Genomic DNA, 12831 nt, shown 5'->3' with positions numbered 1-12831 from the left:
ATTTATCCACAGATCTCATATTTGCCAATTCGGAAAGTTTCGAGTTGGGGAATATGGGAAAGTGCTGCAAGAGCCGACTCCAATTCGCCCACTGGGGAAGCCCTTTGAGTGGGTCGCCAGCGCTGGTTCGGAGACGTTGGAAAATGCCCTAAGAATAATTTTCCTTTCAGAGCTTTTGGCGGAGATCGAATTCGCAGTTTTAGAGGTGCAAGTTGCCGAACTCCTGACTCGGCTTGCGGCGGGTGGGGCAAGAAGGGGCTTTGATTTCAAGCGCATCAAAAGTGAACCCCATTTGTTGATGTGGGAGTTACGTTGGGATTTGTCCATTAGAGGCGACCAACATAAATTGAGGCTCTACTTGGTGGAACAGTCCGACAGCTACCTGGGCCTGACCCTGCAGCTAAAGAAACATGGCGAAAGTTCGGATATGGCTCGCGCTAGTCAGAATGCCGCTATTCAAAAAGCCGCGAAGATTTACTCAGACTTTAATGACAGATCCGCACGTGAGGAATAGAATAAAACTTATGCCCAATCAGACTTTGCAACAAATCATCGACGCCATGACCCCACTGCAACGACTTGCCTTGCATAACGAACATCAGTGGATGGAAATGCTCGACTCCCTGATTCACATGCGCGAAGCAGCCGGAGTCAGCCAAGAAGATTTGGGTCGAGTATGCGGTGTGAGCCAGGCGTCCATTTCGCAGCTGGAGAGCTCAAACTCAAATCCAACTATCAGGCGGCTGCTTTCTCACGCACTTTCAGTTGGGGCAAAAATCACAATTACTGTCGAGCACGGCGGGGTCCCAATGAACTACGAAACGGTCACCATTCCGGTTCGTAGCTCTAAGCCGGGGCCGAAGCCCAAGCCGGCCCGCATGCAGTAACAGCCTTCTAAATACCCTTCAACACTCAGAATTTTGATTTTCTGAGCGAGCCTGAATTTTCAGGACTCCAGAGCGGCTCGGCCCGCGGTAGCGCCCTGACTCCTAATTTCCAAAGCTGGCAGGCACTTTGACTCAAGTAAAAATAGTTATGCACAGTTTTTTTGAGCTCGATGGTCGAACTTGGCAGCCTTGGTTACCCTTATGGGACCTAGGAGGCCAGGTTGAAATTCTTTGTTGACGAATCCCTTCAACTGCCGGGTAGTTTTCAAAGAGCACCCTTTTACTTGATGGCTTATGTGGGCGTCAGATCAGAAGCGTTGCTAGATGTCAAAGCTAATCTAGAGGCTATTTCTGGCGGCTACCCGCTGCATGCCACTGAGTTGTTGAGAAGCTCAGCTGGGAGACAGTTGCTACTCGAGGTGGGAGTGAAGTTAGCACCACTAACGACCTGTGTGGTGTTTGAAACATCTTTGGACACTCGTGACAAAGCGGGTGAGCAGGGTCGCAGTGCTCTGATCATGAGCAGCCTGGGTTTCATATTTGAGAGATTTTCCAAACTAGAGCAAGTGGTGTTCGAGTCCAGAGCCCCCGGATATCAGCAGCAGAGCGACCTGAGAAATCTCCAAGCATTCCGATCCAGGGAAATATGGAATCAGCGACAAGTAGACATTCGCCCGGTCCCAAAGAACCGGGAACCTTTGCTCGAACTGGCAGATTTACTCGCCAGTGCTTATCGGCAGAAAATCACCCGAAGCGAAAATAGATATTGGGAAACCTGGTCTGGCAGCACCACGCATGTCCACATATAATGCAAACCCTGGCCGCCTTAGCGATACCAGGGTTCCGACTTCACCGTGCTAAAGCAGAATGGGTCGTTTGCTTTCACAATTATGGAGGCTCAATCAGCGTCCTGTCAAGCTTCTGTGTTTCTAGCAACGCAAGCTCAAATCATTTTCTAAACGCTTAGGCTTAGAAGAGATTTGGAGGTTACACATGACCGTAATGTGGTTGATCATCATCGGTGTGTTGGTAGTTATCGAGCTACTCACCTACGGCCTCTATTTTGCTGCTTTGGCAGTCGCGGCAATCGTGCCGCTACTGCTCTCGCTTTTAGGCTTTGATCTTTGGGTGCAATCTCTCGGTTTCCTGGGAGCGGTAATTGCGTCCTTGGTTTATGTTCGGCCGCTAATCAAAAAACTCCAAGGCGATAAGCCTGAGCAAATGACCAATGTTTCAGCACTTATTGGGAAACCAGCTGAAGTCATTGAAGAGATTTCACAGTTTGCCGGCTCCGCCAAAATCCAGGGCGAGACCTGGAGAGCCAGATCAATCACCGGCACAAAAGCTGCCGGTGCAAAAGTAGTCGTTGACTCAATTGACGGCACAACCCTGATTGTGAGATAAGCATGTTTGACATCTTGAACTCTTTGGACTTCGGCAGCATCTTGACTGCCTCAGTGCTGATTATTATCGCGCTGCTCCTAATTCGCTCAATTCGAATCATCCCGCAGGCAACCGCGGCTGTTGTGGAGCGACTTGGTCGATACCACAAGACCATGAATGCCGGTGTGAACCTGGTGTTCCCCTTTATCGATGTCATCAGAAGCAACGTTGACCTCAGAGAGCAAGTGGTTGACTTTCCACCTCAGTCGGTTATTACCGAGGACAACCTGGTGGTCTCAATCGACACCGTTATCTACTACCAGGTAACCGACCCAAAGTCGGCAACCTATGAAATTGCCAACTTTGTAAAGGGTATTGAACAGCTCACCGTGACCACCTTGCGTAATGCGGTTGGTTCCCTAGACCTTGAAGAAGCCCTAACCTCACGTGAAGCAATCAACGGGGCCTTGAGAACTGTGCTTGACGAGGCCACTGGCAAGTGGGGGGTCCGCGTTAACCGGGTGGAGATTCGCGACATCGTTCCCCCAGAGTCGGTTCGCGACTCCATGGAAAAGCAGATGAAGGCAGAGCGTGAAAAGCGAGCCAGCATCTTGATCGCCGAGGGAACCAAGCAGGCAGACATCCTCACCGCCGAAGGTGCCAAGCAGTCCGAGATTCTCAGGGCGGAAGGTGCCGCTAAGGCAACGGTTCTAAACGCCGAAGCCGATGCCAAGGCTCAGGCCCTAGTGGCCGATGGTGAATCCCAGGCAATTCAAAAAGTCTTCGATGCCCTAGCAAACGCCAAGGTCACCGATCAGGCTCTGGCCTATAAATACATCGACCAGCTAAAGGAGCTCTCCAATGGAGATGCCAATAAGGTCTGGTTCATTCCAACCGAGCTAACCGCTGCCGCCGCAGCACTGGGTCGAGCGTTCGGCCCTAAGTAAAACTCATAAATGTCAGACCCTCAAGCTAACTTCCTGCTTGTGGCCAGGGGGTAGTTTAACTAGCCACCAAAGCGCTTGTCGCTTTGCAATCCTTCGGGGTTGGAACACCCGAGACCTGGGGGGTCTCGGGTGTTTCTTTTATGCTGGAGGGCCTTTTTTAGCTCGCCCTGCGACCCAAAACTGAGAAATCTAAACCGATGCCTGAACGCACCCAACGCTTGCAAACTAGTGAGGGCGCTAGAAAAAGATCCAACCGCACTGAAACATTTTGCTTGTCTCGCTATGACTGTTTGTGTATCATTTACTATGCGTTGATTGGAGAATGACATGACAAGCTATCAAGACTTGCTAGACAAGGTGACAAGCGATCCTGAAATGGCTAAATCAGTAGCTGCCGAAACGGCCATCCTTTTGTCGATCAGTGATCTGATTAACCATTTGGATGACCTAAGGGCAGAAGCCGGGTGGTCAAAAAAGGAGCTCGCATTGCGGGCAGGCATCGAACCGGCCAATCTGCGAAGACTTTTAGACGGTTCCGCAAAGAATCCGACTCTCATGACAATCTCAAAAGTCCTTTGGGCCCTGGGGAGAAAAATTGCAACTGAACGGGGCCTAGCTATTGCAATGGGAGATTCTCGAGCCGGCAAGCCTTTGCAAAAACAGTCTTCACATCTTCATAAAAGCTCTCTGGTAGCCCAGTTTGCCTCGGTTTAGCAGCACCTGCTACAACAATTAGCAGTTGTTCTCCCCTTTGAATTGGATGACAAATGAATCGATAGTTTGTTTTGCCCTTGCTTATTCGAATTTCAAAAAAACCTTGCATCTCACCATGCATGGCCTGCCACAGCCCACCACCTTTGAATTTAGGCCAGGCCTGGCAAACCGCGTTTGCTATGGCGGCAAACCTGGCGGCCAGGGCATCGTCAACCTCCAGAAGATTCATTGGGTCCAGCTTCGGATACCCAAGTGACCGAGTGTCCAAAAGTGCAACTGAAATTGGGAACATGGGTGAACTATAGAATTCCCATTTCACCGTGACGCTACCCGATTTGGGGCCTGTGCAAAACTGGCAAGTTGTGAAGTATGGAGAAAGTCCGAACGGTTGGCGAATTTCAACCAACAAGCAAAAGAAAACTCCCGACCGGAAACCTCAGCCCGGACTCCGGTCGGCTAGTAACGCCTGAGGGGCAGGGCCATTAGGTCTTTATCCCCGGGGGATTGCACAAACCCGTATTTTAGGTAAAAGCTCTTGGCACTTTGATCTATCGGATGAGTAGCCAATGCCACGACCCCATCTTCTTGCTCTACTCCAAGAGCTGTGACCAATGCGTGTTTGAGCAATCCAACTGCAAGACCTAGCCCTTGGTACCGAGTATCGACCGCGAGCCTGGCCAGAAGAATGATTGGCACCGGGTGCCTCGAAAGACCGTTTCTGAATTCACTCGGAAGATCGGTAATTACTATGGACCCGGTAGCAAGGGCGCTATATGCAATCACCTGGTTCTGATCTCTGATAACCACAACCCGTGCCGAGTTGGTTTGGTTAGCCCGATGCGCACTATCCATTAACCACTGATCAAGGTTGGCATTTCCAGAATTAAAGTCTCGAAGATCGTGGGAGATGCTCAGGGTCTGAGGATCGCTTAGCTCTCCCATGGCGCTTTGCGCTCCATAATCTTTTGAATCTTGGCTTGGTTCTCAGCCACGTCCTCACCTTGAGCCACAAAAGCGTCGTATTCATCTGGGGTGAAGTAGAAAATTCTTTGATCCAAGATCGCATCCTGGGCATCTCGCAGTGCACGCTCAAGCATGAACTCAGAAATCGAGACCCCGGTGGCAGCTGCTGCTTGAGCCAACAGCTGCTTTTGCCGAGTGCTTGCCCTAACGTTGATTCGTTCCTCTTTAGCCATCGTGATTGTCATATTACCTTTTGTACTCCCATTGTGTCTACAGAATGTTTTCATCCAAAAGCATGACATCAAACCTCAAATTATGACAAAGGTTATCCACAGCCACGCTGGATCCTCGATTTCGAGAACCAGAGACGTAAAAAAGTCAGACCCCTTAGCTAAGTTGAGCTATAAGACAAAGGGGGACAAATGTTTGATTTTCTACGCAGGCTCTTCGCTAGCCCGACACCACCGGTTCAACCCATGCCAAAAAGACCTTCACTTGCAACCGATGGCACCATGAACGAGGGTGACTTTCACTCGGGTCCCGAGGGCTACTCACCAAACACCGCATACCCAGAAACTCAATATGGTTCGATGTTTGATGAGGAAGCAGACTGGAACGAAGAGGAGCGCTAGGTAACAGACGCCTAGCCGCAATGCCAATAAGGCTGCTTGATCTGGAACTAAAACTTGAGGGGGATAAGTGAGTAGCTACGAATTTTGGAGTTTGTTTTGGGGGTGGCTGGCCCTCGCCGCATTTCTTGTGCCAGTGCTTGGCGCAATCTTTATCCAGGTGGTGGTGGCGTTTGTCGGGATGATTTCTTTTATGTTTGGCGGCGGCCAGACCAGAACCGGCTCAAGCTCACTCTCTACGAACGATTACGACGAAGATGAATACCACTAAGAGCTAAACAAACTAAATAATGCAATCCGCTCTAGTCTCTTAGTCGGCAAACACAGTTGGGGTGTTCTAGTGCCAAGGCGTAAAACATCTAAATCCAGCACAATCACCATTGTGATTGTGGCCTTTGTAGCGCTGTCTTTTATCTCCTCTATGATCAACCCGTCTGAACCCAACCCAACCGCCACCAGCTCGGCAACTGGTGAGCAAACTCAGTCGGCCCCGTCACCGCAAGCAACTGATTCAACAGCAGCTGAGTCGCTAGAACCGAGCCCCGAGGGTTCCGAGACCCCAAAGGCCGAAATTACTCCTGGTGATTCAGGTGGCTCGGCATCCACTTCCAACCCAACCGCCACTCTGAGCCCAACACCAACCCGAACAACCGCGGCCCCTGCCACCGAGCCAGATGCTGGCAATCAAGAAGCGGCTATTAGGTATGAACAGTTGCTACTTAGTCTCACCATCAAGGCCGAGGTGACAAGTGGTTATGACCGCGATCTCTTTCGGCATTGGGTAGATGCCGATAGTGACGGCTGTGATGCAAGAAAAGAAGTTTTGATTCAAGAGTCCCTCACTCAAGTTGGGTTGGGAGACAGGTGCAAGGTTGAAGTGGGCAGTTGGCTCTCGGTCTATGACAACCAACTAATAACTGATTCTTCAAAGCTAGATATTGACCACATGATTCCCCTCAAAGAAGCCTGGGATTCAGGAGCAGACCAGTGGACTGCCGCAAAGCGGCAGGCCTTTGCTAATGACCTTGAACTACCTCAAGCCCTAATTGCCGTGAGTGCAGGATCCAATAGATCAAAGTCAGCCCGCGACCCCTCTGATTGGTTACCAACCAATCAGAGCTACATCTGCCAATACATCCAAGAGTGGATGATCGTGAAGGTGAAATGGGAGCTAAGTGTCGATCAAAGAGAGTTCAACACCCTGAGCAATGTCGCTACTAGGTGCGTGAACTAAGAACATGAAGTCACTTAGCAAACTACTTGCTACCTGTGCAGTGTTTTTACTGGTGGGCTGCAGTCAAGTCGCCCCAGATCAAACTGACTCGCTACCTCAAGAGGTATTCGTGCAGAGCCTGTTTGATGCACCAAAAGACCTAGAAACTTTGGTCAATCGAGTTTCTGCTGCTATCTATGAAATTGGGTGTGGGGAATACGTTGGCTCCGGTTGGGGAGTGACGCTTTATGTGAAAGGCGAACCCGAAGACTTTATAGTGACCAACCACCACGTTGTTGAAGATTGCTTAGGTGAGGGTGGGGTAGATGTCTGGGACAGCAATGGCAGCTTCTTCACCGCAAAGATTTTGGTGGCAATACACCAGGACGATGACCTTGATAAAGACTTACCCTCAATTGACCTAGCCCTACTGAAGGCGGACAGAAAGAGGTTGGCCACTCTAAGTGAAATAAGCGGCAACCCTGGCTTAGGCAATTGGGTTATGACCATGTCTTACCCAGACAACTACATGAGTTCGGGGGTGCTGACCATGACCACGGGGGTTGTTTCAGCCGATGCTGGCTTGCAGGGTTGGACCACCGACGCCGGTATCAACCCAGGAAGTTCTGGTGGAGTGGCCTTGAACTTAAGGGGCCAAGTCATCGGCACTATCTATGCCGGCTTCAATCAGAACGACATCAACGATGTCGCGTTCATGCAGCCGATAGCCAACCTTTGGTTATTACTGGCTGAGCTAGATAAATCAGACTAAATGTCAGACCTCGGTCAGCTAACCCGCCGCTTCTAGGCCATAGTAATGACTGACAAGCCTGATCACCTCGCTAATGGAGATCGGCAAATTTGACGCTAAAAAAGCTAAAGCCCAGCAAGTAATCGAAGTGTAAAACCCGCTATGTCTTCCCGCAGTCTCGGGTGGGCGAGTTTGTGGGGCACCTCGGAGGCGATAATCGACAAAACCCGCTCCAGTGTGTCTCTTATTTCCTGGCTCACATTGCGCATGCCCCAAGACTCAGCCTCGGCAACGAGGTCATCCGCACTGATTTGAGAGTGAATGTACTGATTGTTGATTGCAAGAGCCATTCTGCCATCTGAGCCCAGGTGGGTCTGAGGAACCATGTCATACGCCGGTGTAGGAGCAATCTGCCCGTCCTCAAAATGGAAAATACTAATGTTCTTGGCGTGCATATCTAGGTTGCCAATCGCAAGTGAGATCGTTACTTGCCGCAAGAGCCGCGTGAGCGAGTCTGCTTCCAAGCTTCGGGAAATAACCTGAGAGACACGTTTGAGAGAAACCTTGCCTCCGTACTCTTGGTATTTTTCATTCCTAGATGCACCCAGGGCCTGGTTCATGTCTTCTTGGTGAATCCTTTTGGGCTGTTTATCCAAGGTGCGGTCGAATCTTTGTATCACCAGGCAGTCAAGCCCATCGAATGCTTCGATCTCAACTTCGAAATTTGCAATGCCAAGCAAACGGCAGATTCTTTGGCCGTATTCCTCGTCAAAGATCATCGTTGGATAGTCAGTACTGGAGGGCTTAAGAATATGGGTAGAGGGGTAGCCGTCTAGAACCCGATTCCAGCTGTTGTTGGCCCTAGCCAAAACTATTTTCCCCTGAACTCCAGCCAGCGAGGTTCGCCCACGTCTAGGGGCATTCGCAAAAGGCTCACCCTTAACATTTCGCAGCAAGGCGGCAACCATAATTTCGGTAACAGGTGCAAGTGCTGGTGTCTTTGGTTCACCTGGCAACTCAGGGTCAAAAATCTCAACAGCACCGGCAACATCGCGGCCAAACTGTGCCAGGAGCCGAAGGACATCATCGGTTGGCACCCTTAGGTTGCCAGCCAAACGCTCCAAGCTCTCACCCTCTGGCAATAGTTCAGCGAAATAGTTGCGGCGGCGATCGGCCTTGCCTCCAGTGCTGCTCCTCAACAGGGGAACCGCGACCGAAAGTACCTGACTACCCAAACCATATTTCTCTAAAGCAGCCGGGTCGGCGACAAAATCAAAGTTTCGCTTGCTCTGCCCAATCAGGCGACCAACGAGTTCACCATGAAGCTCAACGTTGAGGCTGGCCATCAGGAACCTCAAGACTCATAGTCACACCAGTGGCCCTCATGACGGCAAAGATTCGCTCTAGAACTTTCACGTCTTTGCCACTCTCAAGTGACCAGATATAGGACTGGCTGACATTCAGTTGGTCAGCCAGTTGTCGCTGGGTTAGCCCTGCTGCAAGGCGCCCCTGCTGCAACAGCAACCCAAGCCCCTCAGCATCTCTTGCGGTTCCGCGTAGCGTTCCCATAACCCTCCCAATTCAGTGTCAGGAATAGAGTATCTGACTAAGGTTTCATAGTCAAAAGCATTTACTAGGTTTTTATAGTCAAGCCGTACGACTAGATTTTTAGAGTGAGCAGACACGCGGGATGAGTGCGGTGAGAAGCCCTGAACCTCAATAAATCCCCACAAACAAACCCTGACTTATGCCGCCAAGTCTCGTTGCAGAACTTCAAAAAAAGGCGAAGGTGGAACGCTAAATGTCAGCCCCCTGTCCTAACCTAATAAGGCATCAAGAATGGCAGCGCTAAGTAACTGGCTAGCTGCCTAGCAACCCGGATCTCACGACCAGGGTGCTCCAGTAGAAGATGTGGCCCCAGCAATAGCTGGGGCAAATCGTGGGGCTAAAGCCCCCAACACCAGGAGGCATCATGATTAGCGAGAACACCAGATATGACCCAAAGAATTGCGGACTATATAAACCTGGCCACAAGACCCACTATGTTCAGTGCAATGTGATGAGAGATAAAAAGCGTTATCAGGCAAAGGTTGATCTGATTTCCCCATACTCCTTGCGGGTAACCACAAGGGCACAAGCTGAGGTTCTCTACTACCACGATGCAGTAGCCCTGCAACTGGAGTGCCTAATGGCAATAGACGGAGACATTCAGTACTGCCCGGAGTCAAACCTGCTCTATGTCAAGACCAATGGGCCAACTGGCAACGCCAGGGGATCTTGGCTTCCTGCTTACCTGAGCGGGGAAGATCTAACTATGTGTGAGAGCTCGGATAGTGACAGTGGCTATTTCATGAATGGGAGCGAAGACACTGATGGTCAAATACCGCGCGGTTAGACTGTAGGAACAGTTTTTCGTCTTTCAAACAGGGGCTAGGGGGGGGTCAGTGTCGCACTTGACTGACTATCAGGCGAAGTATTTTGCCCATGAGCTCAGGCGAAGCTACGCCAATGATCATGTGGGAAAACTAGCAGGCTTACTTTTTGACGCACAGGTTGAGCCGAAACCCCACCAGATCGATGCAGCGCTCTTTGCTCTGCAAACACCATTTTTACGCGGCGTAATCATGGCGGACGAGGTTGGCCTCGGCAAAACAATCGAGGCTGGCATTGTTATCACCCAGTACTGGTCAGAGCGCAAGCGTTCGATTCTTATAGTCACCCCGTCTAGCTTGCGCCAGCAGTGGAAACAGGAACTATTTGAAAAGTTCATGATTCCATCCAATGTCCTGGACACCAAGAACAAAGAGGCCCTCTTGGCGACTGGGTCGGTAGGACAGGCAGAGGTCCTGATCTGTTCCTACGAGTTCGCCCAGCGATACGAATCAACCTTGCTTCGGAGTTGGGATTTGATCATTGCCGACGAGGCTCACCGCCTGAGAAACCACTGGACAGGCAAAGGAAAAACCGCTGAGGCCATGAGTCACATATTCGCTGGAGCTCACAAGTGCGTGCTTTTGACTGCAACCCCCCTGCAGAACAAACTTGAGGAACTCTACGGCCTGGTTTCAGTCTTCGACCCTAGCTACTTCTACTCACTTGATGCTTTCCGCGAGCGATACATCAAGGGTGGAAGCTTAGGAAATGGAGACGACTTAGCTGATCGTGTCGCCACCATCGCAAAGCGAACCTTGCGAAAAGATGCTGCAAAGTATATTCACTTCACTAAGCGAAACCCTCTCACCGTTGAATTCACCCCCAGTGAAGAGGAGCGCAGGCTCTATCACCTAGTGAATGAGTACCTTCAGAGAGACGAGTTATTTGCGTTTAGTGGGAGTCAACGCCACCTAGCTGCCCTAATCATTCGCAAGCGGCTTGGATCTTCGACGTATGCCGTATCCAGCACTTTGGAGAGAATTTCGAATCGCTTGGAAGCAGAAGCTCTAGAGGGGGTAACTAGATCAAATTCGGGCAGAATAATCACTGCAGACTTCGAGCCTGAAGACCTGACCGACGAAGAGCTTGAAGAAGCAGAAGTAATTGAGCTTGGTCTTGGTAGTCAGGAATCGGCATCCTCAAATTCTGAGCGCACGCGCATGATGCTCGCTGAGGTGGCAGAACTTCGAGAGTACGCAGCACTAGCAAAATCGATCACGGTAAACCAGAAAGCAGTGAAGCTTTCCGAGGCGCTGGATAAGGGTTTTGATCGTTTGAGTGAGTTAGGTGCACCCGAGAAAGCGATTATTTTTACCGACTCCACCAAGACTCAGGAGTACATTGCTCGTTCACTTCGGGCGGATGGCAAGGGCGACGGAATCGTTCTTTTCAATGGTTCGAACGATGCGCCCGAGCAAAGAGCTATCTACAAAGCATGGCTTGAGAAGAACAAGGGCAGCGACCTAGTCACTGGCATTGGTTCGGCAGACAGACGCAAGGCTCTCGTTGATTACTTCCGCGATGAGGGCAAGATCATGATCGCTACCGAAGCGGCTGCCGAAGGGATCAACCTGCAATTCTGTTCGATGCTCGTGAACTATGACCTGCCCTGGAACCCACAGAGGGTGGAGCAGAGAATCGGGCGTATTCACCGATACGGTCAAAAGTTTGACGTAGTTGTTGCTAACTTCTCAAATAAGGGAAACATTGCAGAGCAGCGAATTCTTGAGCTACTGTCAGATAAATTCAAATTGTTCTCAAGTGTTTTTGGGGCATCGGACGAAGTTCTGGGTGCCATCGAAGACGGCTTTGACTTTGAAAAGAAAATCAGTGAAATTCTGAACTCAAGCCGAACCGATGCCGAAATTGATTCGGCTTTCCATCAACTTGAAACCCTTTTTGCAACAGACATATCGAAAGAAATGGCTAGCGCCAAGGCGAAGGTATTCGACAGCCTCGATCCACATGTTCAAGACCGTCTAAAGGCTTATGACTCCCAATCTGGAGATGTGCTGAACAAGTTTGAGCGTCTTCTATTAGACGTGACTAAACACGAACTAGAACATGTCGCAACGTTTGAGGGTGATGGACGTCATTTCGTACTAAACGAGTCTCCTGTGAAAGATGCGGAACCAGGTCGCTATTTCTTTAAGAGTCAGCCACTCGACAACGCTCACCAATACAGGTACTCAAGCCCACTCGCTCAGCATGTGCTCGACACTGCCATCGCCTCGGAAACACTCACTGCCGAGCTGACCTTCTCTATTTCAAAGTCGGCTCGCGCTAGCACAGCAGTCAAGGCGCTCGCAGGCGCAACGGGGACGCTCAGCGTGGATCTGGTTACCTATTCAATGAAGGCCCGTGATGAGCAAATCACAGAGTCTTATTTCCTCGCTGGAGCTATGACTTCAACTGGAGAGTGGTTAGATTCTGAGTATGTCTCCGACATTCTTGAGCTAACCTGCGTCGAACAATCAGATTTGAATGAGTCGCCAAACCTAAGCCCACTCGAAAGCCACCTAGCAGCTAACAGACAGCACTTAGAACGTGAAGTTCAAGCTAGAAATTCTCGATATTACGACCAGCAGGAAGAGCTGCTGTATCGCAATCAACAGGATCGAAAAGCCGAGCACGAGGGCAAGATCAGAGAGTTCAAGGCCAAGGAGAAGGAAGCCCGCAAGACAGCGAACAACTCCGACGACCCTATGGCGCAGCTAGGGCTAAAAAAAGATGCTCGCCGCTGGGAGCAAAAAGCCGAAGACGCAGATGATGAATTTAGAGAGCTCAAGAAGCAACTTCGTGAAGAAGCGGATAAATACCTAGAACTGATAGAGCAGGCGCTCAAGGGCGTCCAGCAAACCGAGCACATTTTTACAATTAACTGGAAGATCGTCGCCTAACGGCAAGCGAC

The 12831-nt window shown here is 50.4% G+C and carries 16 protein-coding genes and 1 riboswitch; of the genes, 12 read left to right on the top strand and 4 right to left on the bottom strand.

What is annotated here, in order from left to right:
- Positions 1-61: 61 nt before the first annotated feature.
- From BLP47_RS08390 to BLP47_RS00750, 6 genes are all read left to right on the top strand, one after another.
- On the top strand, positions 62-514 hold the full coding sequence (locus tag BLP47_RS08390; RefSeq protein ID WP_157671299.1) for a hypothetical protein: 453 nt from the start codon (positions 62-64) through the stop codon (positions 512-514).
- Positions 515-524: 10 nt separating this feature from the next.
- The gene (locus tag BLP47_RS00770; RefSeq protein ID WP_157671296.1) at positions 525-887 is read left to right on the top strand and encodes a helix-turn-helix domain-containing protein; all 363 of its coding nucleotides are present in this window, start codon (positions 525-527) and stop codon (positions 885-887) included.
- Between the two features lie 221 nt (positions 888-1108).
- The gene (locus BLP47_RS00765) at positions 1109-1696 is read left to right on the top strand and encodes a DUF3800 domain-containing protein (RefSeq protein ID WP_091849444.1); all 588 of its coding nucleotides are present in this window, start codon (positions 1109-1111) and stop codon (positions 1694-1696) included.
- 184 nt (positions 1697-1880) lie between these two features.
- Positions 1881-2291 carry an NfeD family protein gene (locus BLP47_RS00760; protein ID WP_091849442.1) on the top strand — a complete coding sequence of 137 codons (411 nt, stop codon included), beginning with the start codon at positions 1881-1883 and terminating at the stop codon, positions 2289-2291.
- A gap of 2 nt (positions 2292-2293) precedes the next feature.
- The gene (locus BLP47_RS00755) at positions 2294-3217 is read left to right on the top strand and encodes an SPFH domain-containing protein (protein ID WP_091849440.1); all 924 of its coding nucleotides are present in this window, start codon (positions 2294-2296) and stop codon (positions 3215-3217) included.
- A gap of 327 nt (positions 3218-3544) precedes the next feature.
- A complete protein-coding gene (locus tag BLP47_RS00750; RefSeq protein WP_091849438.1) occupies positions 3545-3931 on the top strand; it encodes a helix-turn-helix transcriptional regulator in 387 nt (128 codons plus the stop codon).
- Positions 3932-4387: 456 nt separating this feature from the next.
- Here the strand turns inward: BLP47_RS00750 and BLP47_RS00740 are convergent, their stop codons facing one another.
- Together BLP47_RS00740 and BLP47_RS00735 are read right to left on the bottom strand one after the other, a co-directional pair.
- The gene (locus BLP47_RS00740) at positions 4388-4873 is read right to left on the bottom strand and encodes a GNAT family N-acetyltransferase (RefSeq protein WP_091849435.1); all 486 of its coding nucleotides are present in this window, start codon (positions 4871-4873) and stop codon (positions 4388-4390) included.
- The gene (locus BLP47_RS00735) at positions 4861-5139 is read right to left on the bottom strand and encodes a DUF1778 domain-containing protein (protein WP_157671293.1); all 279 of its coding nucleotides are present in this window, start codon (positions 5137-5139) and stop codon (positions 4861-4863) included. The genes BLP47_RS00740 and BLP47_RS00735 overlap by 13 nt, the downstream gene beginning before the upstream one ends.
- 177 nt (positions 5140-5316) lie before the next feature.
- Between BLP47_RS00735 and BLP47_RS00730 the strand changes: the two genes are divergently transcribed.
- The 4 genes from BLP47_RS00730 to BLP47_RS00720 all read left to right on the top strand — a co-directional run bounded on the left by BLP47_RS00730 (position 5317) and on the right by BLP47_RS00720 (position 7508).
- Positions 5317-5526, top strand: a complete 210-nt coding sequence (locus tag BLP47_RS00730) for a hypothetical protein (RefSeq protein ID WP_091849431.1) — start codon at positions 5317-5319, stop codon at positions 5524-5526.
- Between the two features lie 67 nt (positions 5527-5593).
- Positions 5594-5794, top strand: a complete 201-nt coding sequence (locus BLP47_RS08385) for a hypothetical protein (protein ID WP_157671290.1) — start codon at positions 5594-5596, stop codon at positions 5792-5794.
- A gap of 69 nt (positions 5795-5863) precedes the next feature.
- Positions 5864-6757: an HNH endonuclease family protein gene (locus tag BLP47_RS00725; protein WP_091849429.1), complete on the top strand. Its 894-nt coding sequence runs from the start codon at positions 5864-5866 to the stop codon at positions 6755-6757.
- 4 nt (positions 6758-6761) lie between these two features.
- Positions 6762-7508 (top strand): trypsin-like peptidase domain-containing protein, encoded by a 747-nt coding sequence (locus BLP47_RS00720; RefSeq protein ID WP_091849425.1) that lies wholly within the window; start codon positions 6762-6764, stop codon positions 7506-7508.
- A 104-nt stretch (positions 7509-7612) separates the two neighbouring features.
- Here the strand turns inward: BLP47_RS00720 and BLP47_RS00715 are convergent, their stop codons facing one another.
- Both BLP47_RS00715 and BLP47_RS00710 read right to left on the bottom strand, forming a co-directional pair.
- Positions 7613-8833: a type II toxin-antitoxin system HipA family toxin gene (locus tag BLP47_RS00715; protein WP_091849423.1), complete on the bottom strand. Its 1221-nt coding sequence runs from the start codon at positions 8831-8833 to the stop codon at positions 7613-7615.
- The gene (locus BLP47_RS00710) at positions 8814-9056 is read right to left on the bottom strand and encodes a helix-turn-helix transcriptional regulator (RefSeq protein WP_091849421.1); all 243 of its coding nucleotides are present in this window, start codon (positions 9054-9056) and stop codon (positions 8814-8816) included. The genes BLP47_RS00715 and BLP47_RS00710 overlap by 20 nt, the downstream gene beginning before the upstream one ends.
- Before the next feature lie 262 nt (positions 9057-9318).
- A riboswitch (SAM riboswitch) is annotated at positions 9319-9433 on the top strand.
- 26 nt (positions 9434-9459) lie between these two features.
- Here BLP47_RS00710 and BLP47_RS08380 point away from each other — a divergent pair.
- Together BLP47_RS08380 and BLP47_RS00705 are read left to right on the top strand one after the other, a co-directional pair.
- Positions 9460-9882, top strand: coding sequence for a hypothetical protein (locus BLP47_RS08380; protein ID WP_157671287.1), 423 nt, complete (start codon positions 9460-9462; stop codon positions 9880-9882).
- Positions 9883-9931: 49 nt separating this feature from the next.
- Positions 9932-12820: an SNF2-related protein gene (locus BLP47_RS00705; protein WP_091849419.1), complete on the top strand. Its 2889-nt coding sequence runs from the start codon at positions 9932-9934 to the stop codon at positions 12818-12820.
- The last annotated feature ends 11 nt before the right edge of the window (positions 12821-12831 follow it).

This window comes from Candidatus Aquiluna sp. UB-MaderosW2red, from assembly GCF_900100865.1.
In the GTDB taxonomy this organism is placed as follows: domain Bacteria; phylum Actinomycetota; class Actinomycetes; order Actinomycetales; family Microbacteriaceae; genus Aquiluna.
Note: the sequence above shows the minus strand (reverse complement) of the source record. Positions and strands in the feature narration are given on the sequence as shown.

Bases quoted from the DNA above. Each gene is read 5' to 3' on its own strand.
- BLP47_RS08380 (WP_157671287.1), top strand. From the start codon at position 9,460: ATGATTAGCGAGAACACCAGATATGACCCAAAGAATTGCGGACTATAT.
- BLP47_RS00735 (WP_157671293.1), bottom strand. From the start codon at position 5,139: ATGACAATCACGATGGCTAAAGAGGAACGAATCAACGTTAGGGCAAGC.
- BLP47_RS00730 (WP_091849431.1), top strand. From the start codon at position 5,317: ATGTTTGATTTTCTACGCAGGCTCTTCGCTAGCCCGACACCACCGGTT.
- BLP47_RS00715 (WP_091849423.1), bottom strand. From the start codon at position 8,833: ATGGCCAGCCTCAACGTTGAGCTTCATGGTGAACTCGTTGGTCGCCTG.
- BLP47_RS00720 (WP_091849425.1), top strand. From the start codon at position 6,762: ATGAAGTCACTTAGCAAACTACTTGCTACCTGTGCAGTGTTTTTACTG.
- BLP47_RS00770 (WP_157671296.1), top strand. From the start codon at position 525: ATGCCCAATCAGACTTTGCAACAAATCATCGACGCCATGACCCCACTG.
- BLP47_RS00760 (WP_091849442.1), top strand. From the start codon at position 1,881: ATGACCGTAATGTGGTTGATCATCATCGGTGTGTTGGTAGTTATCGAG.
- BLP47_RS00750 (WP_091849438.1), top strand. From the start codon at position 3,545: ATGACAAGCTATCAAGACTTGCTAGACAAGGTGACAAGCGATCCTGAA.
- BLP47_RS00755 (WP_091849440.1), top strand. From the start codon at position 2,294: ATGTTTGACATCTTGAACTCTTTGGACTTCGGCAGCATCTTGACTGCC.
- BLP47_RS00740 (WP_091849435.1), bottom strand. From the start codon at position 4,873: ATGGGAGAGCTAAGCGATCCTCAGACCCTGAGCATCTCCCACGATCTT.
- BLP47_RS00710 (WP_091849421.1), bottom strand. From the start codon at position 9,056: ATGGGAACGCTACGCGGAACCGCAAGAGATGCTGAGGGGCTTGGGTTG.